The following is a 22,384-nucleotide window of genomic DNA, read 5'->3' as shown; positions in this document are numbered from 1 at the left end:
CCGCTCAGCCGCCGGTCTGCCGGGTCTCGATGAAGGTCTTCAGGAATTCCCGGGTGCGTTCCTCCCGGGGTGCGGTGAACATGTCCTCGGGCGGCGCCTGTTCCACGATCACGCCCCGGTCGAAGAAGCACACCCGGTCCGAGATCTGGCGGGCGAATTCCATTTCGTGCGTGACCAGCAGCATGGTCAGGTCGTGCTCCTCGGACAGGCGGCGGATGACGGTCAGCACCTCGCCGACCAGCTCCGGGTCCAGGGCCGAGGTCGGTTCGTCGAACAGCATGATGTTCGGGCGCATCGCCAGCGCGCGGGCGATGGCCACGCGCTGCTGCTGGCCGCCGGACAACTGGCCGGGAAACTTGTCGGCATGCTCGGTCATGCCGACAAGGTCCAGGTATTCGTGGGCGCGCCGTTCCGCTTCCTCCTTCGACAGGCCCAGCACGTGGACGGGCGATTCGGTGACGTTGCGCCGCACCGTCATGTGGGGGAACAGATTGAACTGCTGGAACACCATGCCCATTTCCTTGCGCATGGCGCGCAGGTGGGCTTCCCCCGCGGGCACGGGGCGGCCGTCGCGGTATTCGTGCCACAGGGGCTTGCCGGCCACGTGGATCATGCCCGCGTCGATGGTCTCCAGCGTCATCAGGATGCGCAGCACCGTGGACTTGCCCGAGCCTGAGGGGCCGATGATAGTGACCTTCTCGCCCTTGGCCACCTGGAAGTCCAGGTGATCGAGCACGATGGCATCGCCGAAGCGCTTGACGACCTGGTCCATGACGATGATGGGAGAGGCCGGATCGGATGGGTTCGAGGCGTCGTTCATATTGGTTCAGCGTAAGGGGATGCCGCGCTTGGGCAGGCGTTCGTCCAGCAGGCGCACGCCGGCGGAGGCGACCAGGGTCAGGATCAGGTAGAGCACGCCCACCAGGGTCAGCGGCACCATGTAGTTGAAGCTGCGGTCGCCGATGATGCGCGCGACGTTGAGCATTTCCAGGATGGACACCACGGACAGCACCGGCACGTCCTTCATGATGGACACCAGGTAGTTGCCCAGGGCCGGGATGATGCGGGGGATCGCCTGGGGCAGGATGACGACCGCGAAGGTGCGCAGGGGCGAGATGTCCAGCGCGCGCGCGGCCTCGGTCTGGCCCCGGGTGATCGATTCCAGGCCGGCGCGGTAGACCTCGGACATGTAGGCGCTGTACTGCACCCCCAGCGCCAGCGCGCCGGTCAGGAAGGCGGGCAGCACCAGCCCGTATTCCGGCAGCACGTAGTACAGGAAGAACAGCTGCACCAGCAGCGGGGTGTCGCGCAGGAATTCCGTGAACACGCGCGCCGGCCATGAGATCAGCCGGAAGCGCACGCTCTTCAGGGCCGCCAGGACCAGGCCCAATGCGGCGCCGACCGCGAAGCCCAGCAAGGTGGCCTCGATCGTGACGACCAGGCCGCGCAGCAGGATGGGCAGGATCGACCAGGCGAAGACCCAGTCGTTGGCGGTGTTCCATTCGATGCCGAACAGCATTCAGATCCCCTTGGGGCGCCAGCGCCCGACGCGGGTTTCCAGGAGGCGCATCAGGCCGGCCAGCACCAGCGCCATGCCGAAATACATGAGCAGCAGCAGGGTGTAGACGCCGATGCTGTCCTGGGTGAAGTTGCGCACGCGCTCGGCCTGGAAGGCCAGGTCGCCCAGGCCGATCAGCGACACCAGGGCCGTGTCCTTCAGGTTCTGCACCGCCAGGTTGCAGAAGCTGGGCATCATTTCCGGGACGGCCTGCGGGATGGCGATGCGCCACAGGATCTGGCGCGGCGTGAAATCCAGCGCCTTGGCCGCCTCGTGCTGGCTGCGCGGCACGGCCTGGATGGCGCCGCGCACGACTTCGGCCCCGTAGGCGCCGATGTTCAGGCTCAGGGCCAGCGTGCCCGCCACCACCGGCGGCAGGCGCAGGTCGACGCCCAGGGCCTGCCCCAGCACCGGCAGGGCGAAGAACAGCCAGAACAGCTGCACCAGCAGCGAGGTCCCGCGGAAGATCTCGATCAGGGCGATCGAGGCCCAGCGGCAGGGGGCGGAACCGGACAGCCGGCCGATGCCGAACAGGAAGGAGAACACCGCCCCCAGCAGGGTGGAATACAGGGCCAGCCGGATCGTGACCCAGGCGCCCTGCAACAGGGGGTTCAGGTAGGACAGCCAGTCCATGCCGGGCGCGGACCGGTCTTACCCGGCGCAGAGCTGCGCCGTGGTGCGCTCGAAGGACTGCGAGGCGTCCTCGGCGGAAAAGCCGTAGCCGCTCATGATCTTCTTCCAGTCTTCGGTCTTCTTGAATTTCGCCAGTTCCTGGTTCACGGCGTCGCGCAGGTTCTTCGAGTCCTTGGAGAAGGCGAAGCCGCCCCAGCTGCGCACGGGCTGGCCGTCGACCACCGGGTCCTTGAAGCCGCGGGCGGCCTCGGCCTTGCCCTTGCTCTTGGCGGCCAGCTGGCTGACGGTCAGGCTGGTGGCGGCGTAGCCGTCCGCGCGCCCGGTGGTGACCGTGGAGATCGCGTCGGCGTTGTTGGCGATGGTGACGATCCGGCTGGCGGGGACTTTCAGGGCCTGGAGGATTTCCAGCTGGTCGGCGCCGGCCATGACGGCGATCTTGCCGTTGGAGGTGGCGAAGCTTTCGTAGCCGTGGAGGTTCTTCGGATTGCCCTTGGCGACCAGCAGGCCCTCGCCGTAGGAGCTGTTCGGCTCGGAATAGAGCACCTGCTCGCAGCGCTGCGGCAGGATGGCCATCTCGGCGGCCACCATGTCGTAGCGGTCGGCCTGCAGGCCCGGGATCAGGGAGCCGAACGCCGTGGTGGTCCATTCGATCTTGCCGATGCCCAGGGCCTTGGCGATGTGCTTGGCCACGTCCGGCCCGGCGCCCTTGGCTTCTCCGTTCAGGTCCATGTAGCCGTAGGGAATCTCATTGGCGATGGCCACCCGCAGCGTGCCGCTTTCGCGGATGGCGGCCAGGTCGGCGGCCTGCGCGGCGGCGCCCGGGCCCAGGACGCAAGCGGCGGCCGCGGCGAGCAGCCAGGTTTTCGGCGAGGATTGCTTCGATGCGGATCTCATGGAGGCCTCCTTGTATGGATGAAATGATGTCTGGTGGAATGATGCATTATAGAATGATTTGTGTGCTAATCAATTCACAAGAAATATTTCAATGGAATCAGGAGGGGCGCATCGGAGAGGGCCGTGGGAACCGGAAGGTGGTCACGAGGGCGGAAAATCCTTCTGGCGGCACCGGAGCAATTTTCTTGCCGTCGAGGGTGGGGGCCATGCTAGGATTCACCCATCAATTCATGCGGAACGTCCGGATCGCATGGAAAAGGCTGGGGGAGCGTAGGAAATCCTTCGGGCGCGGGATGTCCGGCGGGCTTCGCCGGAGCAACTTTCTTGCCCCGGGGGCGGGGACTGTGCTAGGATTCACCAATGCACTCGATTCCTTATTTTTTCTACTTTTTTACGTTTCCAAAGCCGCTGGTGGAGGAAGGGAATCGCTGTACAAAAAGGTAGACCACACATTCCCGAAAAAGCCGCCGGCGCTGCCAGGCGGCTTTTTTGTTGCCGCCCCCGCATCCGGCCCATGAATGGAGCATGACCGTGTCACACAATACCGACGATACCCGCATCCGAGAAATCCGCGAGCTGGCTCCGCCCGCTCATGTGATGCGCGAATTTCCCTGCACGGCGGACATCTCCCGCACGGTCCACGATGCGCGGCACGCCATCCACAATGTCCTGTACGGCGCGGACGACCGCCTGGTCGTCGTGGTCGGCCCGTGTTCCATCCACGACACCCAGGCGGCCATGGAATACGCCCGCCGCCTGGCGCCGCAGCGCGAGCGCCTGGGCGCCGACCTGGAAATCGTCATGCGGGTGTACTTCGAGAAGCCCCGCACCACGGTGGGCTGGAAGGGCCTGATCAACGACCCGGGCCTGGACGGCAGCTTCGACATCAACCAGGGCCTGCGCACCGCGCGCGAACTGCTGATCGACATCAACGCGCTGGGCCTGCCGGCCGGCACCGAGTTCCTGGACATGATCACGCCGCAGTACATCGCCGACCTGGTGTCCTGGGGAGCCATCGGGGCGCGCACCACCGAAAGCCAGGTGCACCGCGAGCTGGCCTCGGGGCTGTCCTGCCCGGTGGGTTTCAAGAACGGCACCGACGGCAACACCCGCATCGCCATCGACGCGCTCAAGGCCTCGTCGCAGCCGCACTACTTCCTGTCGGTCACCAAGGGCGGGCATTCCGCCATCGTGTCCACGCGCGGCAACGAGGACTGCCACGTGATCCTGCGCGGTGGCAAGGCGCCCAACTACCAGGCCGAGCACGTCCAGGCCGCGGCCCAGGCCCTGGAAAAGGCCGGCATGCGCCCGCGCGTCATGGTGGACGCCAGCCATGCCAACAGCAGCAAGGACTACGCGCGCCAGCCCCTGGTGATCGAGGACATCTGCACCCAGGTCGAGGCCGGCGACACGCGCCTGTTCGGCGTCATGGTGGAAAGCCACCTGGTGGGCGGGCGCCAGGATCTGGTGCCGGGCAAGCCCCTGGTGTATGGTCAGAGCATCACGGACGGCTGCGTGGACTGGGACACGACGGTGGCCGTGCTCGATCGCCTGGCCGCGGCCGTGCGCACGCGCCGCCAGGTGGTCCGCGCGGCGGCCGAATCCGTCGGCAGCGCCGCCTGAGGCGCCCCGTCCGGCGGACCCACCGGTTTTCGAGAAGACAGGATCGGACATGGATACCTTGCACATCGCCCAGCGGTCCCGGCCCTTGCCGGATGGGTTCCTGGCGGCGCTCCAGTCGCGTTTCGGCGAGCGCTGCTCCACGGCGCGGGCGGTGCGCGAGCACCATGGCAGCGACGAGTCCCCATATCCGGCCATGCCGCCCGACGCGGTGGTCTTCGCCCGGGACGTGGACGAGGTCGCCTGGGTGGCGCGCCACTGCCACGACCACGGCATCGCCCTGATTCCCTATGGCGCGGGTTCGTCCCTGGAGGGCCACCTGCTGGCGGTCCAGGGCGGGGTCTGCCTGGACCTGTCGGGGATGAACCGGATCGTGGCCGTGCACGCCGAGGACTTCACGGCCACGGTCCAGGCCGGCGTGACCCGCAAGCAGCTCAACGAATCCCTGCGGGAAACCGGCCTGTTCTTCCCCATCGACCCGGGGGCCGACGCCAGCCTGGGCGGCATGGCGGCCACCCGCGCCTCCGGCACCAACGCCGTGCGCTACGGCACCATGCGCGAGAACGTCATGTCGCTGAAGGTCGTCACGGCCGACGGGCGGGTGATCGAGACCGCCAGCCGGGCACGCAAGTCCTCGGCGGGCTACGACCTGACCCGCCTGTTCGTGGGCAGCGAGGGCACCCTGGGGATCATCGTCGAAGTCACCGTGCGCCTGTATCCCCAGCCGGAGGCCGTGTCCGCGGCGATCTGCAATTTCCCGGACCTGGACGCCGCCGTCCACAGCGTGATCGAGGTCATCCAGACGGGCGTGCCGGTGGCCCGGATCGAGTTCATGGACGCCCATGCCGTGCGGGCGACCAACCGCTACAGCCACCTGGACCTGCGCGAATCGCCGCTGCTGCTGTTCGAATTCCACGGCAGCCCGGCCTCGGTGCGCGAGCAGGCCGAATCGGTGCAGGCCATCGCCCGCGAGCACGGCGGCCAGGACTTCGAATGGGCCGACCGCCCCGAGGACCGCAGCCGCCTGTGGACGGCGCGGCACAACGCCTATTTCGCCGGCCTGCAACTTCGTCCCGGCTGCCGTTCCAGCACGACCGACGTGTGCGTGCCGATCTCCCGGTTGGCCGAGTGCGTGGGGGAAACCGCGCGCGAGCTGGACCAGGCGAGCTTTCCCTACACCATCGTGGGCCACGTGGGCGACGGCAACTTCCACGTGCTGATGCTGCTCGACCCGGACAATCCGGACGAATGGGCCGAATCCGAACGGCTGAACCAGCGCCTGGTGGCGCGCGCCATCGCCATGCAGGGCACCTGTACCGGCGAGCACGGGGTCGGCCTGCACAAGCAGGCCTTCATGCGGGCCGAGCACGGCCAGGACGCGCTGGACGTAATGGCGGCCCTGAGGGCCGCGCTGGATCCGCGCAACGTGCTCAATCCCGGCAAGATCCTGCCGCCGGCCGCCTAGGCGCTGAAGGAATCCCATGGACATCGCAAGCTCCACGGACGAACGGCACGCCACCGTGCCCGATTTCCCCGGCTTCCTCGCCCGCATCGCGCGCGACGTGCCGGCGCATTGCATCCTCACCCGGCCCGACCAGACCCGCGTCTACGAATGCGACGGGCTGGCCTTGTACCGCGAGCAGCCTCCCGTCGTGGTGCTGCCTGAAAACGAGGCCCAGGTCGTCGCCATCCTCAAGGCCTGCCACGAACACAATGTGCCGGTGGTGCCGCGCGGCACGGGCACCGGGCTGTCGGGCGGCGCCACGCCGCATCCCCAGGGGGTGGTCGTCGGTCTGGCCAAGCTCAACCGCATCCTGCGCCTGGATCCGGAGACCTGCGTGGCCGTGGTCGGCCCCGGCGTGCGCAACCTGGCGATCTCCGAGGCGGCCGCGCCCCACGGCCTGTACTATGCGCCGGATCCGTCCAGCCAGATCGCCTGTTCCATCGGCGGCAACGTGGCGGAAAACTCCGGGGGCGTGCATTGCCTGAAATACGGCCTGACGGTGCACAACGTGCTGCGCGTGCGCGTGGTCACGATCGAAGGGGACATCATCGAGCTCGGCGGCGAGGCGCCGGACGCCCCGGGCCTGAACCTGCTGCAGGCCTTCATCGGCTCCGAGGGCATGCTCGGCCTGGTCACCGAGGTCACGGTGCGGCTGATCCCGCGCCCGCAACTGGCGCGGGTGGTCATGGCCAGCTTCCCCGGCGTCGAGCAGGCGGGCGAGGGCGTCACGCGCATCATCGCGGGCGGCATCATCCCCGCCGGGCTGGAACTGATGGACAAGCGTTCGGTGCACATGGTCGAGCCCTTCGTGAAGGCCGGCTACGACCTGGACGCCGAGGCCATCCTGCTGTGCGAATCCGACGGCACGCCCGACGAGGTCGCCGAGGAAATCGCCCGCGTCGAGGCCCTGCTGCGCGAAGCCGGCGCCACCCGGCTGCAGACGTCCTCGTCCGAAGAGGAACGCCTGAAGTTCTGGGCCGGGCGCAAGAACGCCTTTCCCGCCGCCGGGCGCATCTCGCCCGACTACTATTGCATGGACGGCACCATCCCGCGCCGCCACCTGGGCAAGGTCCTGGCGGCCATCGCCGGGATGGAAACCCGGTTCGGCCTGCGCTGCTCGAACGTGTTCCACGCCGGGGACGGCAACCTGCACCCCCTGATCCTGTTCGACGCCAACCAGCCCGACGAAGTCGAACGCGCCGAGGCCTTCGGCGCCGCCATCCTGGAACTGTGCGTCCAGGTGGGCGGCACCATCACCGGCGAGCACGGCGTGGGCCTGGAGAAGATCAATCAGATGTGCTCGCAGTTCACGCGCGACGAGCTGGACGTCTTCTCGGCGGTCAAGCGCGCCTTCGATCCCTACGGGCTGCTCAATCCGCTCAAGCTCATTCCCACGCTGGTGCGCTGCGCGGAATACGGCAAGATGCACGTCCACCAGGGCGACATCCGCTTCCCCGACATCCCCCGGTTCTAGGATTCTCCGCCATGGAATTCGTATTGTCCGAACTCTGCGAGCAGGTCGTGACCGCTCGCGCGGCCCAGCGCCCGCTCCTGATCCGGGGCGGGGGCACGCGGCTGTTCTATGGCGGCCCGCTGCCGCCGGAGGGCGCCGTGTCCTGGCTGGACCTGTCGGCCTATCACGGCGTGGTGAGCTACGAGCCGTCCGAACTGGTGCTGACGGCCCGGGCCGGCACGCCGCTGGCGGAAATCGAGGCGCTGCTGGCGTCGCGGAACCAGATGCTGGCCTTCGAGCCGCCGCGCTTCGGCGCCGCCGGCACCCTGGGGGGCTGCGTGGCCTCGGGCCTGTCCGGCCCGCGCCGCATGGCGGCCGGTTCGCTGGCGGATTTCGTGCTCGGCACGCGCCTGCTGAGCGCCGACGGCAACGTGCTGCGTTTCGGCGGCGAGGTCATGAAGAACGTCGCCGGCTACGACGTCTCGCGCCTGCTGGCGGGTTCCCTGGGCGTCCTGGGGGCGCTGGTCGAAGTCTCGCTCAAGGTCGCGCCCCGGCCGCGCAGCGAGGCCACCTGCGTCCTGGCGCTGGACGAAGCCTCCGCCCTGGGCCTGTGCCTGCGCTGGCGGTCGCGGCCGCTGCCGGTGTCGGCGACGGCCTGGGTGGCCGACGCCTCGGGTGCCGGAGGGAAACTCTCGGTGCGCCTGTCGGGCAATGAATCGGCCGTGCGCCAGGGCCTGGAGGAGATCGGCGGGGAACGCCTGTCCGGCGAGGCCGCCGACGCCTTCTGGCTGGGCCTGCGCGACCAGACGCACGCGTTTTTCCGCCAGCGGCCCTTGTGGCGCATCGTCCTGCCCGCCGGCGCGCCCGCGCTGGGCCTCGCGCCCGTGCTGCACGAATGGGGGGGCTGCCTGCGCTGGCTGGCCGGGCCGCACGACGCGGCGGCGCTGCGCGACCGGGTCCAGTCGCTGGGCGGTTCCGCCTGCCTGTACCGCCGCGAAGGCGCGCCCGCCGGCGTGCCGACCTTCCACCCCCTGGCCGACGGCGTGCTGCAGATCCACCGGCGGCTGAAGCGGGAATTCGATCCCGCCGGAATCTTCAACGCCCATCGGCTGTACCCGGAACTCTGAGGATCCACCATGCAGACACAACTCGCGGACTGGGCGCGCGACACCGATTTCGGCCGGGACGCCGATGAAATCCTGCGCCGCTGCGTGCATTGCGGTTTTTGCCTGGCGACCTGTCCGACCTACCAGATCCTGGGCGACGAACTCGACAGCCCGCGCGGGCGCATCTACCAGATCAAGCAGGTCCTGGAGGGCGCCGAGCCCACCTTCGTCACCCAGCAGCACCTGGACCGCTGCCTGACCTGCCGCAATTGCGAGACCACCTGTCCGTCGGGCGTCCAGTACGGCGCCCTGGTGGACATCGGCCGCCAGATCGTCAGCGAGCGCGTGCGCCGTCCATTGCGCGAACGCCTGATGCGGGGCGCCCTGCGCCGCCTGATGGGCTCGCCCTGGTTCGGTCCCCTGTACCGGATGGGACGCTGGGTGCGGCCCGCGCTGCCGGCGGTGCTGCGCTCCAAGATCGCGGAAGCCCGCCCGGCCGGGCCGCTGCCGGCGGAGCCCGGCCGCCATGCGCGCCAGGTGCTGATGCTGGCCAACTGCGTCCAGCCCGCCATGATGCCCTCCATCGACGCCGCCACGCTGCGCGTGCTGGACGCGGTCGGCGTGGGCACGCGCATCGCCGCCGGGTCGGGCTGTTGCGGCGCCATCAATTTCCACCTGGACGCCCAGGAGGCCGGCCGCGACCAGATGCGTGCCAACGTGGACGCCTGGCTGCCGCTGCTGGAATCCGGCGAGGTCGAGGCCGTGATCGTCAACGCCTCGGGCTGCGGCGGCATGATCAAGGACTATGCCCATCACCTGAAGCACGACCCGGCCTACGCCGAACGCGCCGCGCGCCTGATGCCCTACGTCAAGGACATCGCCGAGTTCCTCGCGCCGATGGCGGCCGAGGTCCGGGCGAAGATGCGCCGCGCGCCCGGCCGCAGCGCCTTCCATCCGCCCTGCACGCTGCAGCACTGGCAGGGCCTGCGCGCCGTCACCGAGCGGCTGCTGGCCGACCTGGGCTTCGATCTCCAGGCCTTCGGCGAATCGCACCTGTGCTGCGGCTCGGCGGGCACCTATTCGATCACCCAGCCGGCGCTGTCGAAGTCCCTGCGCGACCGCAAGCTGCGGGCGATCGAGGCGACGCTGCCCGGGACCATCGTGTCCTCGAACATCGGCTGCATCTGCCATCTCCAGGGCGGCACCGGCACGCCGGTGCGCCACTGGATCGAAACCGTGGACGAGGCCCTCCATGGCTGACCGGCCCGCGCGCGGCGCCCGGGTCGTCATCGGCATGTCGGGCGGGGTCGATTCCTCGGTGTCGGCCTGGCTGCTCAAGCAGCAGGGCTACGAGGTGGTCGGCCTGTTCATGAAGAACTGGGAGGACGACGACGACAGCGAATACTGCTCGTCGCGCCAGGATTGGCTGGACGCCGCCAGCGTGGCCGACGTGGTGGGCGTGGACATCGAGGCGGTCAATTTCGCCGCCGAGTACAAGGACCGGGTGTTCGCGGAATTCCTGCGGGAATATTCCGCCGGCCGCACGCCCAATCCGGACGTGCTGTGCAACGCCGAAATCAAGTTCAAGGCCTTCCTGGACCACGCCATGGGGCTGGGCGCCGACTACATCGCCACCGGCCACTACGCCCGGGTGCGGCGCATCGACACGCCCGCGGGCCCGCGCAGCCAACTGCTGAAGGCCTTGGACGGCACCAAGGACCAGAGCTATTTCCTGCACCGCCTGAACCAGGACCAGCTGGCGCGCACCCTGTTTCCCCTGGGCGAGCTGCCCAAGACCGAGGTCCGCCGCATCGCGCGCGAGATCGGCCTGCCCAACGCCGCCAAGAAGGACTCCACAGGCATCTGCTTCATCGGCGAGCGGCCGTTCCGGGAATTCCTGAACCGCTACCTGCCTGTGAAGCCGGGGCCGATGCTGACCCCCGAGGGGCGGGAGATCGGCCGCCACCAGGGCTTGGCCTTCCATACCCTGGGCCAGCGCAAGGGCCTGGGCATCGGCGGGGTACGCGGCGCCCAGCGCGAGGACGGCACGGCCGACGCCTGGTACGCGGCCCGCAAGGACCTGGCGAACAACGTCCTGTACGTCGTCCAGGGTCATGACCACCCCTGGCTGCTCAGCGAGCGGCTGTACGCCCAGGACGCCAGCTGGGTGGCGGGCGAACCGCCGGTCCCCGGCGCTTACGCCGCCAAGACCCGTTACCGGCAGGCCGACGCCGCCTGCGCCCTGGAAGCGGGGGAGGGCGCGGCGGATTTCGCGCTGCGCTTCGACCAGCCCCAGTGGGCCGTGACCCCGGGCCAGTCGGCGGTGCTGTACGACGGCGACGTCTGCCTGGGCGGCGGGATCATCGTCTAGGGTTTGCGCGGGCGGAAATGAAAATCCCCGCGCGGGCTCGCGGTCCGCGCGGGGATTTGCCGTCTTGGGCGCGCGGGATCTACGCGGCGGGCGGCCTGGTCGTGGCGAACGACGGCCGCGCGTCGAGCTTTTCCGTCAGGCGGGCCAGGTGGGGGTGGCTGGCGCGCCAGTCCATGTCCGGGAAGCGCAGGTCCAGGTAGCCCAGGGCGGCGCCCACGGCGATGTCGGCCAGGCACAGGTTCACGCCCATGCAGTAGGACTGTTCGCCCAGGAGCTGTTCCATGTAGTCCAGCCCGGCGCGGATCTTCCTGTGCTGGCGGGCGACCCAGTCGGGGTTGCGCTGGGGCTCGGGCCGGCGGTGGGTTTCCATGAAGGCGGCCGCGGCGGCGTCCATGATGCCGTCGGCCACGGCTTCCCAGCGCTTGGCTTCCACGCGCTCGCGTCCGGGCGGCGGGATCAGCCGGCCCACCGGCGAGAGCGTGTCCAGGTATTCCACGATGACGCGCGAGTCGAACAGCGCGCCGTTCTCGTCCATGATCAGACAGGGCACCTTGCCCAGGGGATTGTGCGCCGTGACGTGGGTCGCGGGCCCCCAGGGGTCGTCGAGGACCAGCTCGTAGTCGAGCTTTTTCTCGGCCAGCACGATACGGACCTTGCGGACGTAGGGGCTGGTCAGGGAACCGATCAATTTCATGGGGAGGCGAGAGAGTCCAGGGCTCGAAAAGTATAGCAGGACGGGTCCCCGGACCCCGGGATGCCCGGGGTGTTTTGACCTTTTTTTACGAAGCGCCGCCGGCGTGGTGTGGTATATCCGCCCCGCCCGGAAGCGCGGGCGGGGCGGGTGCTAGAATCCTGCCTTGGGGCGCGCCTCGCCGGTCCCCCGGATCCGGGGCCTCCCCTGGTCGCCGTTCGTTCCACTGTCCCGCGCGCTCCGGCCTCGTATCCGGGCGGCCGCGCCTTCTCTTCCCGTCGATGATGCATATTGATTCTTCCCTCAGCGCGCTGAACGCGCTGTCGCCCCTGGATGGGCGCTACGCGGCCAAGGCCGACGCCCTGCGGCCCTTCCTGTCCGAAGCCGGCTTCATGGCGCACCGGGTCGAAGTCGAGATCGCCTGGCTGATCGGCCTGTCCGACGCCGGCCTGCCCGAGCTGCCCGCCTTCCCGGCTGCGGCGCGCGCGCGGCTGCGGGCGCTGGTGGACAATTTCTCCGAGGCCGACGCGGCCCGCATCAAGGCCATCGAGCGCACCACCAACCACGACGTGAAGGCGGTGGAATACTGGCTCAAGGAACAGGTGGCCGACGACGCCGAGCTGTCCCGGGCGGCCGAATTCATCCACTTCGCCTGCACTTCGGAAGACATCAACAACACCTCGCACGCCCTGATGCTGGGCCGGGCGCGCACGCTGTGCGTGGTGCCGGCGCTGGAATCGGTCGCCGCCCGCTTGCGCGAACTGGCGCACCGGCACGCCAATCAGCCGCTGCTGTCGCGCACGCACGGCCAGCCGGCCACGCCCAGCACCATGGGCAAGGAATTCGCCAACGTGGTCGCCCGCCTGGAACGCGCCCTGGACGCGATCCGCGCCGTGCAGCCCCTGGCCAAGATGAACGGCGCTACCGGCAACTACAACGCCCACCTGGCGGCCTACCCGGAAATCGACTGGCCCGCGTTCTCCGGCGGAGTCCTGGGCGGCCTGGGGCTGACCCAGAACCCCTATTCGATCCAGATCGAGCCGCATGACTGGATGGCGGCCCTGTTCGACGCGATCGCCCGCGCCAACACCATCCTGCTGGACCTGAACCGCGACGTCTGGGGCTACATCTCCCTGGGATATTTCAAGCAGCGCCTGAAGGACGGCGAGGTCGGCTCGTCCACCATGCCGCACAAGGTCAACCCGATCGACTTCGAGAATTCCGAAGGCAACCTGGGCCTGGCCAACGCGATGCTGCGCCACCTGTCGGAAAAGCTGCCGGTGTCGCGCTGGCAGCGCGACCTGACGGACTCCACCGTGCTGCGCAACCTGGGCGTGGCGCTGGGCTACGGCCTGGTGGCCTACGAGGCCTGCCTGCGCGGCCTGGGCAAGCTGGAACTGAATCCCGGCGCCATCGACGCCGACATCGACGCTTGCTGGGAAATCCTGGCCGAGCCCGTGCAGACGGTGATGCGCCGCTACGGCCTGCCGCAGCCCTACGAGCAACTGAAGGCCCTGACGCGCGGCAAGGGCATCACCGAGCAGGCCCTGCGGGAATTCATCGCCGGCCTGGACCTGCCCGCCGAGCCCAAGGCGCGGCTGCTGGCGATGACGCCGCGCAGCTACGTCGGCCTGGCGGCCCGGCTGGCGGCGGCGGTGTAGGCGGGGTCTTGCGCCCGGCCCCGCCGCAGCCGTTTTGCGCGAGTCCGGGAAAAGGTGTATAGTTTCGTTCTTCGCAAAATCATTGCGACGGGCTGTTAGCTCAGTTGGTAGAGCAGCGGACTCTTAATCCGTCGGTCGAGTGTTCGAGTCACTCACAGCCCACCAGGAATCATGAAAAGGCCAGTTCTTCGGAACTGGCCTTTTCGCATCTGGTCTCCATGTAGGCATTTTTGGGCTGCGCCAATCAGCTCCGATCACCTCCTGTAGCAGGCTATCCCGGCTCTACCCCATTAACGGGGGATGGGCACTCATGGCCCATAAGCCCTGCGCGAGAGCATCTCCATTCTTAAGTAGTCTAGTAGGGGATGATCGCGTTCCGGGCGCGAGTTGCCGGAACCGGGACCGGCCTTTTGCCGGCCGTTCGGGAAATAGGCGGTGACAAAATCGCGAGGCGTCGCGCCGCCGCGGCCCCGGCCAGCCCGCGGGAACCTGTTATAAAAAGGCAGGCATATTCCAGCAGAAGGAGGAAACATGTCCGGCCGAATCGTGATCCGATGCAGCGTCGCGCTGTGTTTTGCCGCGCTGGTGTCCGGCTGCTTCGGGGGTGGAGGTCCGGCCAGGCAGTCGGAGCGGGGCGGCGATTGCCAATGGAACCGCAGCCGGTGCCTCTATGAAGGCTCCTACGAGCCCGGAGAGCGGGACTATGCCGAGCAGGAGGCGAAGGACTTGAACCGGGCCGCGCTGGAACGGCTGCGCCGCAACGCCGGACGGTAATCGTCCGCGGGCTTGCCGCGCAACCTCGTGCCGGGCGCCGGCCCGCGCGTCCCGGAGGCTCTCAGCTTTCCATGGGGATGCTGATCGTGAACCGGGCGCCCTGGCCGGGGACGCTGGCGCAGGACGCCTGGCCGCCGTGGCGCTGCGCCACGGTCCGCACGAAGGCCAGCCCCAGGCCGCTGCCCGGCGGCTTGTGCGCGTCGCCGGGCAGGCGCTGGAAGCGGGAGAACAGGCGTTCCATCTGTTCGGGTGGAATGCCGGGGCCGGCATCCTGGACGTGGATGCGCCAGCGGCGTCCGTCGGATTCCAGGGAGCATTCGACGGCGCTGTGCGCCGGACTGTAGAGCAGGGCATTGTCCAGCAGGTTGCCGATGGCCCGGCCCATGAGCTCGGCGTCGATGTCGGCCACGGCTTCCGGGTGCCGGGCCTCGAAGCGCAGTGCGATCGCGCGCCGCTCGGCCTGCGGCCAGCGCCGGTCGCAGCATTCCTGGATGAGGTCGTCCAGATAGACGGGGTGCCGGTTCAGGGGCGCGGATTCGGCGCGTCCCAACTGGACGAAATGGTCGACGAGGTCCAGAGTGGCGCGCGTCTGCCGTTCGATGTGCGCCAGGACGGCTTCCTCGGTCCATCGGTCGGGCGCCTGGCGCCGCAGCTCGATGATGGCCAGGATGGCGCTTTGGGGGGATCGCATGTCGTGCGACAGGAAGCTGAGCGTTTCCTCCTGGGCCCGGGTGGCCTGCTTCAGGCGCGTGACCGCCTGGTGCAGGCGGACGGCCCGCTCGGGCAGCGTGTCGGGGCCGGCCTGCCCGGAAGACGCGGCGTCGGGCCCGGGATCGGCCAGCCGCAGCGGAATCCGCAGTTGCTCGAGTTCGGCGTCGATGTGGCTCAGGGAGGCTTCCTGGCTGCGCCAGCTCCACAGGGGATAGGCCAGGACCAGGGCCGCCAGGATGCCGGCGGGCGGCAGCCAGTACCCGGCCTGCTGGAGCAGCAGGGTGTCCATGGCCAGGAAGAGGATGCTGGCGGCCAGCACGCCGGCCAGTCCCCGCCGCGCGGACAGGACGCCCAGGCCCAGGCAGACCGGCAGGATCAGCCCCAGCCCCGCCAGCGCCGTGAGCCACGTCGGGGCGATGCGGATCCAGAGGCCATCCTGCAGGTTCTGCAGGGTGTCGGCCAGGATCGAGACCCCCGCCGTCAAGCCGCCCACGGGAGTCGACAGGTGGTCGCCGAGCCCCGAGGCCCAGGCGCCGACCAGCACGATGCGGTCCTGGAACGCGGCTTCGGGAACCTGGCCGTTCAGCACGGCGGCATAGGGATAGAGCGCGTGGCGGCGGGCCGGATCGGTGAAATGGACGCGCATGGCGGTGTCGGGGGGAATGGCCAGCGTCCGGGCCACGGCGGCCTCCTGGCCGGTGACGCGGGCCAGCGCCAGGCTGAAGTGCGCCAGGGGCGGACCGCCGTCCGCCGGGGTGCGGCGCGGCTCGATGGTGCGCAGCGTGCCGTCCGGGTCGGGCCGCGCGTCGATGCGGCCGAGGGCCGCGGCCGCCTTGGCCAGCGGGGGGATCGGCTCGATCCGGTGCCGGCCGTCCGGGCTCAGGACTTCGGGCAGGACGACGCGCCCGTGCCGGGCTATGGCCTGGGCCAGGACGAAATCGTCCTGCGGATGGGCGGGATGGGGATCCGAGAAGATCAGGTCCAGTCCCACCGCGCGCGCGCCGTGGAGGCGGTCGAGCAGGGCCGCGTGGACCGAGCGGCGCCAGGGCCAGTAGCCCAGGGTGTCGATGCTGGCGTCGTCGATGGCGATGATCGCGATGTCCGGGCTGGGGGACGGGTTCCGGGCCGCCTGCATGCTCAGGTCGTAGACCCGGTGGTTGATGTCCCGGATGCCCGGCAGCTCTTTCCAGACCGTCAGCGCGGTGGACAGCAGGGCCAGCGTGGCGACCAGGGCCAGCCATTCGAGCAGGAGGCGTCGCCGCATGCCGGTGATCATGGCTTCTTCGCGACTCCCCGGTGCGTGTGGACAGGCCCTAGTCCAGCGTCACGGGCGTGCCGTCGGCCGCCAGGACCGGGGAGCCGTCGCTGGCCGTGAGGCCGGTGTTCAGCGATTGGGCGGCCAGGATAGCATCGCGGCCCTCGATGCCGAGGGTATCGATGCCCCGTACGAAGACATAGCGCGTTCCGCCGCTGCGGGAGTGGATGGGCGCGCCGGGGCCGGCGACCCGCTGGCTGGATTCCAGGCGTGTGCCGTCGGCGTCCAGGGTGACCCGGATCGCGTAGGCGGCCGCCTGGGGAATGGGCGTGAAGTCCAGCCGCTGGCCGCCGTCCCGTGAAATCCTCAGGTCCGCGGGAGGCGGCAGCAGCGGGTGCGCGCCCAGCAGGACGCCGCGGGCGTCGTAGGCGGCGCCCCGGTCCGGTTCGAGGCGCTGTTCGGTCCGGTCGGGGCCTTCGATGGCCGCGCCGCCATGCAGGACTTCGTGGCGGGATCCCGACGCGTCGGCATGGATGCGCAAGCGGGTGCCGCGCACGCCCGTGACGGTGGCGGGCGTGCGGACCTCGAAGCGGCCGACGCCGGATCCTTCGGGGGCCACGGTGGATTCCAGCGTGCCCCGGTCAAGGCCGACCCGGGTGTCCGTCAGTCCCGTCCCCTGGAAGGACTGCAGGCGCTGGAGCCGCAGCGTCGTGCCGGGAGGCAGCGTCAGCAGGCTCCGGTCTTCCAGCCGCAGGGTGGCGGAGGCGTCCTCGGCGCTGCGCAGCGACTGGCCCGCGCGCAGGACGTCGCCCGGTTTCACGGGCCGTCCGTCCGCCGTGACGCGTCCGATCGCATGGATGACGGTGGCCGTCGCGGGCTGTTCAGGGATCAGGGACAGGGGGATGCGCAGCACCTTGCCGACCGGCAGGCGGTAGGGATCGCCGATCTGATTCAGGCGCTGCAGCGCGGGCCAGTGCCCGGCCTGCAGGGTGTAGCGCCGGGCGAGCTGTTCCAGGGTGTCGCCCGGTTCCACCTGGTACAGGAAGTCGTCTCCCTGGGCGCCCAGGGGCCGGGCGTGCGCGTTCGGCGGGAGGGACAGGCAGGCGGCCAGCAGGGCCAGCGCCAGGGCGCGTGCGCCCGGGACGGCGGACGGCGGACGGGGACCGGTCATGGGAGGGATGCCTGGTCGGAGGACGGCAGGAGCTCGAGCCGGTAGCCCAGCGCGTAGGAGGCGCAGAGCAGGGTTCCCGTGGCCGGCCCGAGGCGCAGTTTCTTGCGGATGTTCGACAGATGGGTGTCCAGGGTGCGCGAGGCGCTGGGGACTTCCCGGTTCCATATCAGCGCGCTGAGGTCGTCGCGCGAGAACAGCCGCCAGGGATGGCGCAGGAACAGGGCCGCCAGGTCGAATTCCTTGGGCGTGAGGGCGATGGGTTCGTCGCGCAGCCGGATCTGCCGGGTGGCCATGTCGACGGTGAAGTCTCCCAGCCTGAAGTCCCCGTCCGGGTTGGCGGAGGGCCGGTGGCGGCGCATCTGGGCGCCGATGCGCGCCAGCAGTTCCCCGGGCCGGCAGGGCTTGCCGATGTAGTCGTCGGCGCCCGCGTTCAGGCCTTCGATGAGGTCGCTTTCCAGCGTCCGGTTGGTGACGAAGATCACCGGCAGGGTTTCGCTGCGGTTGGCGCGGACCCAGCGCAGGACTTCCATGCCGTTGATGCCCGGCAGTTCCCAGTCCAGCAGGAGCAGGGCGAAAGGCGCGCGGGCGCGCAGCGCCGCGAGCAGGGCGCCGCCTTCGACGAACGCCTCGCAGGAATAGCCGGCGTCGGCCAGGGTCTGCCGCATCCATGCGGATTGGGCGGGATCGTCTTCCAGCAGGGCGATGAGAGGGGTCGGATCTGGCATGGAGGGTTTCGAACGCTAGGGTGTGTGACGATGCCGGAGGGATTCTCCGGCCGGGGGCGCTTGCGGGGCCGCGGGAGCGCCGTCCCGGACCTCGGCGACCGCGGCCGGATCGCCATGGACGCAGACGCGATCGCGGCCGTTGCGCTTGGCCCGGTACATGGCCTGGTCAGCATACGACAAAAGCGCATGGAGGGTGGCCTGGGGCTGCTGCGAATCGTGCACCGCGCCAATGCTTACCGTGATGCGGATGGGCGCAGCTCCTTCGGCGGGGATCGTCACGGTGTCCGCCACGCAGGCGCGCAGCCGCTCGGCGATGGCGGCGACGTCCGCCGGCGCCGTATCGGGCAGCACGATGCCGAATTCCTCTCCGCCGATCCGGCCGAACAGGTCGCGCGGGCGGATGGCGGCGCCGATCGTTCGCGCGAAGGCCTGCAGGATCAGGTCCCCGGCCGCATGTCCATGGGTATCGTTCAACCGCTTGAAGCGGTCGATGTCGAGCATCAGCAGGCCGGTGCCCCGGGGCGTGGCCGGTCCCTGCAGGCATTCCTGGGCGCCGCGCAGGAAGGCCTGCCGCGACAGCGTCCCGGTCAGCACGTCGTGGTCCAGCGCGCGGTTCAGGGCGGAGATCGTGTCGCCGCGGGCCGCGAGCGCGCTGGACATGATCAGGGGCGCGATCACCAGCAGCAGCGCGCCCAGTCGCAGGGACGCCACATTCCAGGGGAATGCGCCGGGGGGCGGGGGGCCGTTGCCGAAGGGGATCCAGCCGAAGGCCGTGCCGAGCGTGATGGCGAGGACGGCCAGCAGGGCGAGCCAGGCCGTCGTGTGCTGCCGGTAGACCAGGGCGCAGTACAGCAGGGGAGGGATCGGAAAGGCCAGGACGCCCGGGCCTCCGACCAGGAAGCACAGGGCGAGCCCGACGGCCAGCGAGGCGAACGGCGCCAGGGCCTCGAGTCTTGCGTGTGCGCGGTGCGGTGCGCGGCGGCGGTCCCGGCGATTCGTTCCGGGCTGCAGCAGGATGGGGGGAAGGAAGGCGCAGTAGCTGAGCAGCTGGCCGAGGAACCAGTCGGCGAGGAGGGTCGTCCAGGAGGCGTCCGTCCGCAGCCAGGGGGCCAGCAGCCCGGCGGCGGCCGCGTGCGTGGCGGCCGCCGCGGCGCAGGCGAGCAGGATCCGCAGGACGGCGCGCGGCTGGCGCAGGTTGGAGAGGGCGCCGGGCGTGGCGAGGAGCCGCCAGCCGACAAAGGCGCCGGCCAGGTTCGCCAGGCCGTACGCCAGCGCCTGGAGGGGCGCTTCGCCCCAGGCGAGGCCCGCCAGCGCCAGGGCGGCGCCCGCCGCCGCCCACGAGGCCGGACCGGCCAGCCCGGGGTTGCGCAGCAGCAGGCCGGCCAGCAGGGCGTTCGCGGGCCACAGGACCGACAGCCCCGAGACGGGCTGGGTCAGCAGGCCCGCCAGGGCGGCGAGGAACGTGAGCGCGGCGACCTGAAGCACGTGCCAGCCGCTGAGAGGCATGCGGCGAAAGGCCTGAAACATATCCGGTGAGGCTTGGGTGAGCATGGCATGTCTGAATTTATCAGAGTGTTGCCGCACCGCAGCGTTTCCTGACGTTTTTTAATCTTTCGGATTGCGTGGGAACCGCTTTCCTGGAAAAGGAATTTTTCAGGGGTCCGGATTTGTTTGCAATTTTTTATTGGTACATGACCTGGATGGGGTGAAATAATGCGTGTCGTTTGGATAAATCTTGAATGACGCGCATGAACCAGGAGATCGGTGGCAAGCAATGGCCCGGCGCGCGCCCGGCGGGATCGCCTCAGGCGTCCGGCGCCGGAGGCCACGTGGAGGACGCCGGCGCCTGGCTGAGGCGAAACGTGCGAGCTTGCTCGCAGCAGGAATACCGGCGCTATCGGGAGTATCTGGACGCGGAGTCCGCGTCCGGCCTGGAATCGGGCGCATAGCCGCCCGGCCGTCGCTTTCCAGGCGCCGCGGTGGTTGGTTATCATGGCTGCGCGATGCCTGCGCGGATCGTACCCGAGACCCCTTGCCGGAGATTCTGGAATGTGCGATTCGACATCCTGCGTGGAAGCGGCGGCGTCCTCCCGCCGTTCCTTTTTGCGATCTACCCTGGCCGCGGCCCTGGCGGTCGCCAATGACGACGTGCCGGGCAGCCTGGAAACCGGACGGGCCGGGTTTCTTGGCTAGCATGGACAGGCCCTGGCCATGACGGGCGCGGCCGACGGCCCGCGTGTCCTGATCGTCGAGGACGAGCCGACGCTGGCGGAAAATCTGTACGGCTACCTGGAACGCCAGGGCATGGCGCCGGACGTGGCCTATGACGGCCATGGGGCGCTGGCCCTGCTGCGCGAGTCGGTCTTCGATGTCGTGGTGCTGGACCTGGGCCTGCCCGGCCTGGGCGGACTGGACGTGCTGCGCGCCATGCGGCGGGAATCCGTCCTGTGGCGGCCCGTGCTGGTGCTGACGGCGCGCGAACGGCTCGAGGACAAGCTCCTGGCCTTCGAACTGGGGGCGGAGGACTATCTGGTCAAGCCCTTTTCCCTGGCCGAGGTCGCGGCGCGGCTGCGCGTCCTGGCGCGTCGGGAGCGAAGCGGCGAATCGGATTCCCTCGTCCTCGGGGAGTTGCGCTACGACCCGCATGCGCAGGCGGTGACCCTGGCCGGCCGGCCGCTGGCCCTGCCGCGCAAGTCGGTGCTGCTGCTGGCGGCCCTGATGCGTCCGCCGGGCGGCCTGGCGACCCATGCCCGCCTGACGGCGGCGCTGTGGCCTGACGGGCCGCCGTCCGACCGCGCCCTGCACGACCAGGTACGCCTGCTGCGCCGCCGCCTGCGCGCTGGGCGAGGGCCCGGCATCGTGGCCGAGCCCGGCCGGGGCTGGCGTCTGACGCCCGCGCCGGACGACGCGGACGGCGGGGATGCGGCATGAGGCTGAAACAGTCGTCCTCCCTGGCCCGGCGGGTCACCTGGGCCGTCACCGGCACCGCCGCCGTATTCCTGCTGGTCATCAGCCTGCTGGCCTACGAGACTTTCGCCCGCATGGAGGACGACCTGGTCGACGAAGTCCTGTCGGGCCAGATCGCGGCCCTGCGCGACGACCTCGGAGCGGGGCTGGCCGTGCCGGCGATCCTGCCGCCGCGCTGGAGCGAAGGAGGGCGCGTCCAGACCTGGGTGCTGCCGGCGGATCGGCCGCCTCCCCTGGAAGGCATGTTCGCGGCGGGGCCGGGCGGGCGGGAAATCGTGCAGGCGGGCCGGACGTGGCACACCTGGGTCGAGACCGTCCCCCAGGGTCTCCTCTATGTCCGCTACGACGCCACCGCGCACGAGGACCGGGTCCGGTCCTTCGGCTGGATCCTGGCGGGCGGGGCCGTGCTGGCGCTGATCTGCGCCTGGCTGCTGGCCCGGCGGCTGGCGCGCCGGGTGGTGGCGCCGATCCGCGCCGTATCGGACCGGCTCTCGGCCTGGGAGGGCGGGGCGTTCGCCGGCGAGGCGCCCGGGGGCGACGAGGCGCTGCAATTGATCGGGGCCTTCAACCGCATCCAGGACCGGATCGACCGGTCCGTGGCGTTCGAGCGCCAGTTCGCCGCCAATCTCGGTCACGAGCTGCGCACGCCGCTGGCCGCCCTGCGCTCCGATTGCGAAATGGCCCGGCTGGACGCCGGTCCGGGGACGCCCCTGGAGACGCGCCTGGCGCGCATGATGGTCCAGGTCGACGCCGCCGCCAGCAGCCTGGCGGGCGCGGCGGCCCTGAACAGCGCCGATCCGGCCCGGGTGCGCCGCGTCGAACTGTCGCGGGCCCTGGAGCAGGCCTGGTTCGCTCTGGAGCCCATGGCCCGGGCGCGCGGCCTGGCGCTGGATCCGCGCATCCCGCCGGGCGAGAGCCGGTTCCTGGATCCGGACGCCCTGCTGATCGTGCTGCGCAATCTGCTGCGCAACGCGATCGAGCACGCCGCGCCGGCCACCCTGCGGGTCGGCCTGGACGAGGACGGCGCACTGATCCTGCGCGATGATGGGCCGGGGATCGATCCCGGGCGCCTGGCGCGGATGCGGGAGTGGCGCGCCGGCCGGACGGACCTGTCCGCGGCGGGCGCGTCCGAAACCGGCCATGGCCTGGGCCTGGGCATAGCCCAGCGTGTCTGCGAGCTGCGGGGCTGGCGGCTGAGCGTGGACTCGGTCCATGGCGGTCCCGATAGCGGGACGATCTTCAGGCTGGACTTCCGTTCAGCTTCCGGTCAGTTGGATTCGTAGCGGATTC

Annotated in this window: 21 protein-coding genes and 1 tRNA gene; 13 read left to right on the top strand and 9 right to left on the bottom strand. The window is 69.9% G+C overall.

Annotated elements, in window-relative coordinates:
- Positions 1 to 4: 4 nt before the first annotated feature.
- Genes ehuA through ehuB form a run of 4 tightly spaced genes read right to left on the bottom strand, consistent with a single transcriptional unit; the run spans position 5 to position 3,085 of the window.
- Complete coding sequence (gene ehuA / locus ACFO27_RS00295; RefSeq protein WP_376815484.1) at positions 5 to 820, bottom strand: ectoine/hydroxyectoine ABC transporter ATP-binding protein EhuA; 816 nt, start codon at positions 818 to 820, stop codon at positions 5 to 7.
- A gap of 6 nt (positions 821 to 826) precedes the next feature.
- Positions 827 to 1,519, bottom strand: coding sequence for an ectoine/hydroxyectoine ABC transporter permease subunit EhuD (gene ehuD, locus ACFO27_RS00290; protein WP_376815483.1), 693 nt, complete (start codon positions 1,517 to 1,519; stop codon positions 827 to 829).
- Positions 1,520 to 2,191 (bottom strand): ectoine/hydroxyectoine ABC transporter permease subunit EhuC, encoded by a 672-nt coding sequence (gene ehuC, locus ACFO27_RS00285; protein ID WP_376815482.1) that lies wholly within the window; start codon positions 2,189 to 2,191, stop codon positions 1,520 to 1,522.
- Between the two features lie 18 nt (positions 2,192 to 2,209).
- Entirely contained in the window at positions 2,210 to 3,085 is an 876-nt protein-coding gene (ehuB, locus tag ACFO27_RS00280) for an ectoine/hydroxyectoine ABC transporter substrate-binding protein EhuB (protein WP_376815481.1), read from the bottom strand.
- A gap of 14 nt (positions 3,086 to 3,099) precedes the next feature.
- Here ehuB and ACFO27_RS00275 point away from each other — a divergent pair, with 14 nt between their 5' ends.
- The 7 genes from ACFO27_RS00275 to mnmA are packed head-to-tail and all read left to right on the top strand — an operon-like array spanning position 3,100 to position 11,139.
- Positions 3,100 to 3,603 carry a hypothetical protein gene (locus ACFO27_RS00275; protein ID WP_376815480.1) on the top strand — a complete coding sequence of 168 codons (504 nt, stop codon included), beginning with the start codon at positions 3,100 to 3,102 and terminating at the stop codon, positions 3,601 to 3,603.
- A 13-nt stretch (positions 3,604 to 3,616) separates the two neighbouring features.
- Entirely contained in the window at positions 3,617 to 4,708 is a 1,092-nt protein-coding gene (gene aroG, locus ACFO27_RS00270) for a 3-deoxy-7-phosphoheptulonate synthase AroG (protein WP_376816367.1), read from the top strand.
- Between the two features lie 49 nt (positions 4,709 to 4,757).
- Complete coding sequence (locus ACFO27_RS00265) at positions 4,758 to 6,170, top strand: FAD-binding oxidoreductase (RefSeq protein WP_376815479.1); 1,413 nt, start codon at positions 4,758 to 4,760, stop codon at positions 6,168 to 6,170.
- A 16-nt stretch (positions 6,171 to 6,186) separates the two neighbouring features.
- The gene (locus ACFO27_RS00260) at positions 6,187 to 7,683 is read left to right on the top strand and encodes an FAD-linked oxidase C-terminal domain-containing protein (RefSeq protein ID WP_376815478.1); all 1,497 of its coding nucleotides are present in this window, start codon (positions 6,187 to 6,189) and stop codon (positions 7,681 to 7,683) included.
- Positions 7,684 to 7,694: 11 nt separating this feature from the next.
- The gene (gene glcE / locus ACFO27_RS00255; RefSeq protein WP_376815477.1) at positions 7,695 to 8,789 is read left to right on the top strand and encodes a glycolate oxidase subunit GlcE; all 1,095 of its coding nucleotides are present in this window, start codon (positions 7,695 to 7,697) and stop codon (positions 8,787 to 8,789) included.
- A 9-nt stretch (positions 8,790 to 8,798) separates the two neighbouring features.
- Positions 8,799 to 10,028: a glycolate oxidase subunit GlcF gene (gene glcF / locus ACFO27_RS00250; RefSeq protein ID WP_376815476.1), complete on the top strand. Its 1,230-nt coding sequence runs from the start codon at positions 8,799 to 8,801 to the stop codon at positions 10,026 to 10,028.
- Positions 10,021 to 11,139, top strand: coding sequence for a tRNA 2-thiouridine(34) synthase MnmA (gene mnmA / locus ACFO27_RS00245; protein WP_376815475.1), 1,119 nt, complete (start codon positions 10,021 to 10,023; stop codon positions 11,137 to 11,139). Before glcF ends, mnmA begins: the two co-directional genes overlap by 8 nt.
- Before the next feature lie 79 nt (positions 11,140 to 11,218).
- On the opposite strand, the gene ACFO27_RS00240 is transcribed toward mnmA, so the two are convergent.
- Complete coding sequence (locus tag ACFO27_RS00240; RefSeq protein ID WP_376815474.1) at positions 11,219 to 11,833, bottom strand: glutathione S-transferase N-terminal domain-containing protein; 615 nt, start codon at positions 11,831 to 11,833, stop codon at positions 11,219 to 11,221.
- A 281-nt stretch (positions 11,834 to 12,114) separates the two neighbouring features.
- Here ACFO27_RS00240 and purB point away from each other — a divergent pair, with 281 nt between their 5' ends.
- The 3 genes from purB to ACFO27_RS00225 all read left to right on the top strand — a co-directional run bounded on the left by purB (position 12,115) and on the right by ACFO27_RS00225 (position 14,265).
- Positions 12,115 to 13,491 (top strand): adenylosuccinate lyase, encoded by a 1,377-nt coding sequence (gene purB, locus ACFO27_RS00235; RefSeq protein ID WP_376816366.1) that lies wholly within the window; start codon positions 12,115 to 12,117, stop codon positions 13,489 to 13,491.
- 89 nt (positions 13,492 to 13,580) lie between these two features.
- A tRNA-Lys gene (locus tag ACFO27_RS00230) sits at positions 13,581 to 13,656 on the top strand.
- A gap of 366 nt (positions 13,657 to 14,022) precedes the next feature.
- The gene (locus ACFO27_RS00225; protein WP_376815473.1) at positions 14,023 to 14,265 is read left to right on the top strand and encodes a hypothetical protein; all 243 of its coding nucleotides are present in this window, start codon (positions 14,023 to 14,025) and stop codon (positions 14,263 to 14,265) included.
- 61 nt (positions 14,266 to 14,326) lie between these two features.
- On the opposite strand, the gene ACFO27_RS00220 is transcribed toward ACFO27_RS00225, so the two are convergent.
- Genes ACFO27_RS00220 through ACFO27_RS00205 form a run of 4 tightly spaced genes read right to left on the bottom strand, consistent with a single transcriptional unit; the run spans position 14,327 to position 19,633 of the window.
- On the bottom strand, positions 14,327 to 16,240 hold the full coding sequence (locus tag ACFO27_RS00220) for a CHASE2 domain-containing protein (RefSeq protein WP_376815472.1): 1,914 nt from the start codon (positions 16,238 to 16,240) through the stop codon (positions 14,327 to 14,329).
- A gap of 49 nt (positions 16,241 to 16,289) precedes the next feature.
- The gene (locus ACFO27_RS00215; RefSeq protein ID WP_376815471.1) at positions 16,290 to 17,402 is read right to left on the bottom strand and encodes a FecR domain-containing protein; all 1,113 of its coding nucleotides are present in this window, start codon (positions 17,400 to 17,402) and stop codon (positions 16,290 to 16,292) included.
- Complete coding sequence (locus tag ACFO27_RS00210) at positions 17,399 to 18,127, bottom strand: response regulator transcription factor (protein WP_376815470.1); 729 nt, start codon at positions 18,125 to 18,127, stop codon at positions 17,399 to 17,401. Before ACFO27_RS00210 ends, ACFO27_RS00215 begins: the two co-directional genes overlap by 4 nt.
- 15 nt (positions 18,128 to 18,142) lie before the next feature.
- Positions 18,143 to 19,633, bottom strand: coding sequence for a GGDEF domain-containing protein (locus ACFO27_RS00205; protein WP_376815469.1), 1,491 nt, complete (start codon positions 19,631 to 19,633; stop codon positions 18,143 to 18,145).
- Positions 19,634 to 19,866: 233 nt separating this feature from the next.
- Here ACFO27_RS00205 and ACFO27_RS00200 point away from each other — a divergent pair, with 233 nt between their 5' ends.
- The 3 genes from ACFO27_RS00200 to ACFO27_RS00190 all read left to right on the top strand — a co-directional run bounded on the left by ACFO27_RS00200 (position 19,867) and on the right by ACFO27_RS00190 (position 22,377).
- The gene (locus tag ACFO27_RS00200) at positions 19,867 to 20,076 is read left to right on the top strand and encodes a hypothetical protein (protein ID WP_376815468.1); all 210 of its coding nucleotides are present in this window, start codon (positions 19,867 to 19,869) and stop codon (positions 20,074 to 20,076) included.
- Between the two features lie 262 nt (positions 20,077 to 20,338).
- Positions 20,339 to 21,058 carry a response regulator transcription factor gene (locus ACFO27_RS00195; protein WP_376815467.1) on the top strand — a complete coding sequence of 240 codons (720 nt, stop codon included), beginning with the start codon at positions 20,339 to 20,341 and terminating at the stop codon, positions 21,056 to 21,058.
- Positions 21,055 to 22,377: a sensor histidine kinase gene (locus tag ACFO27_RS00190; RefSeq protein ID WP_376815466.1), complete on the top strand. Its 1,323-nt coding sequence runs from the start codon at positions 21,055 to 21,057 to the stop codon at positions 22,375 to 22,377. The genes ACFO27_RS00195 and ACFO27_RS00190 overlap by 4 nt, the downstream gene beginning before the upstream one ends.
- The last annotated feature ends 7 nt before the right edge of the window (positions 22,378 to 22,384 follow it).

The sequence above is a fragment of the Castellaniella denitrificans genome (assembly GCF_042653765.1).
Lineage (GTDB): Bacteria > Pseudomonadota > Gammaproteobacteria > Burkholderiales > Burkholderiaceae_B > Castellaniella > Castellaniella denitrificans.
This window is presented reverse-complemented; position numbering and strand designations above follow the sequence as displayed.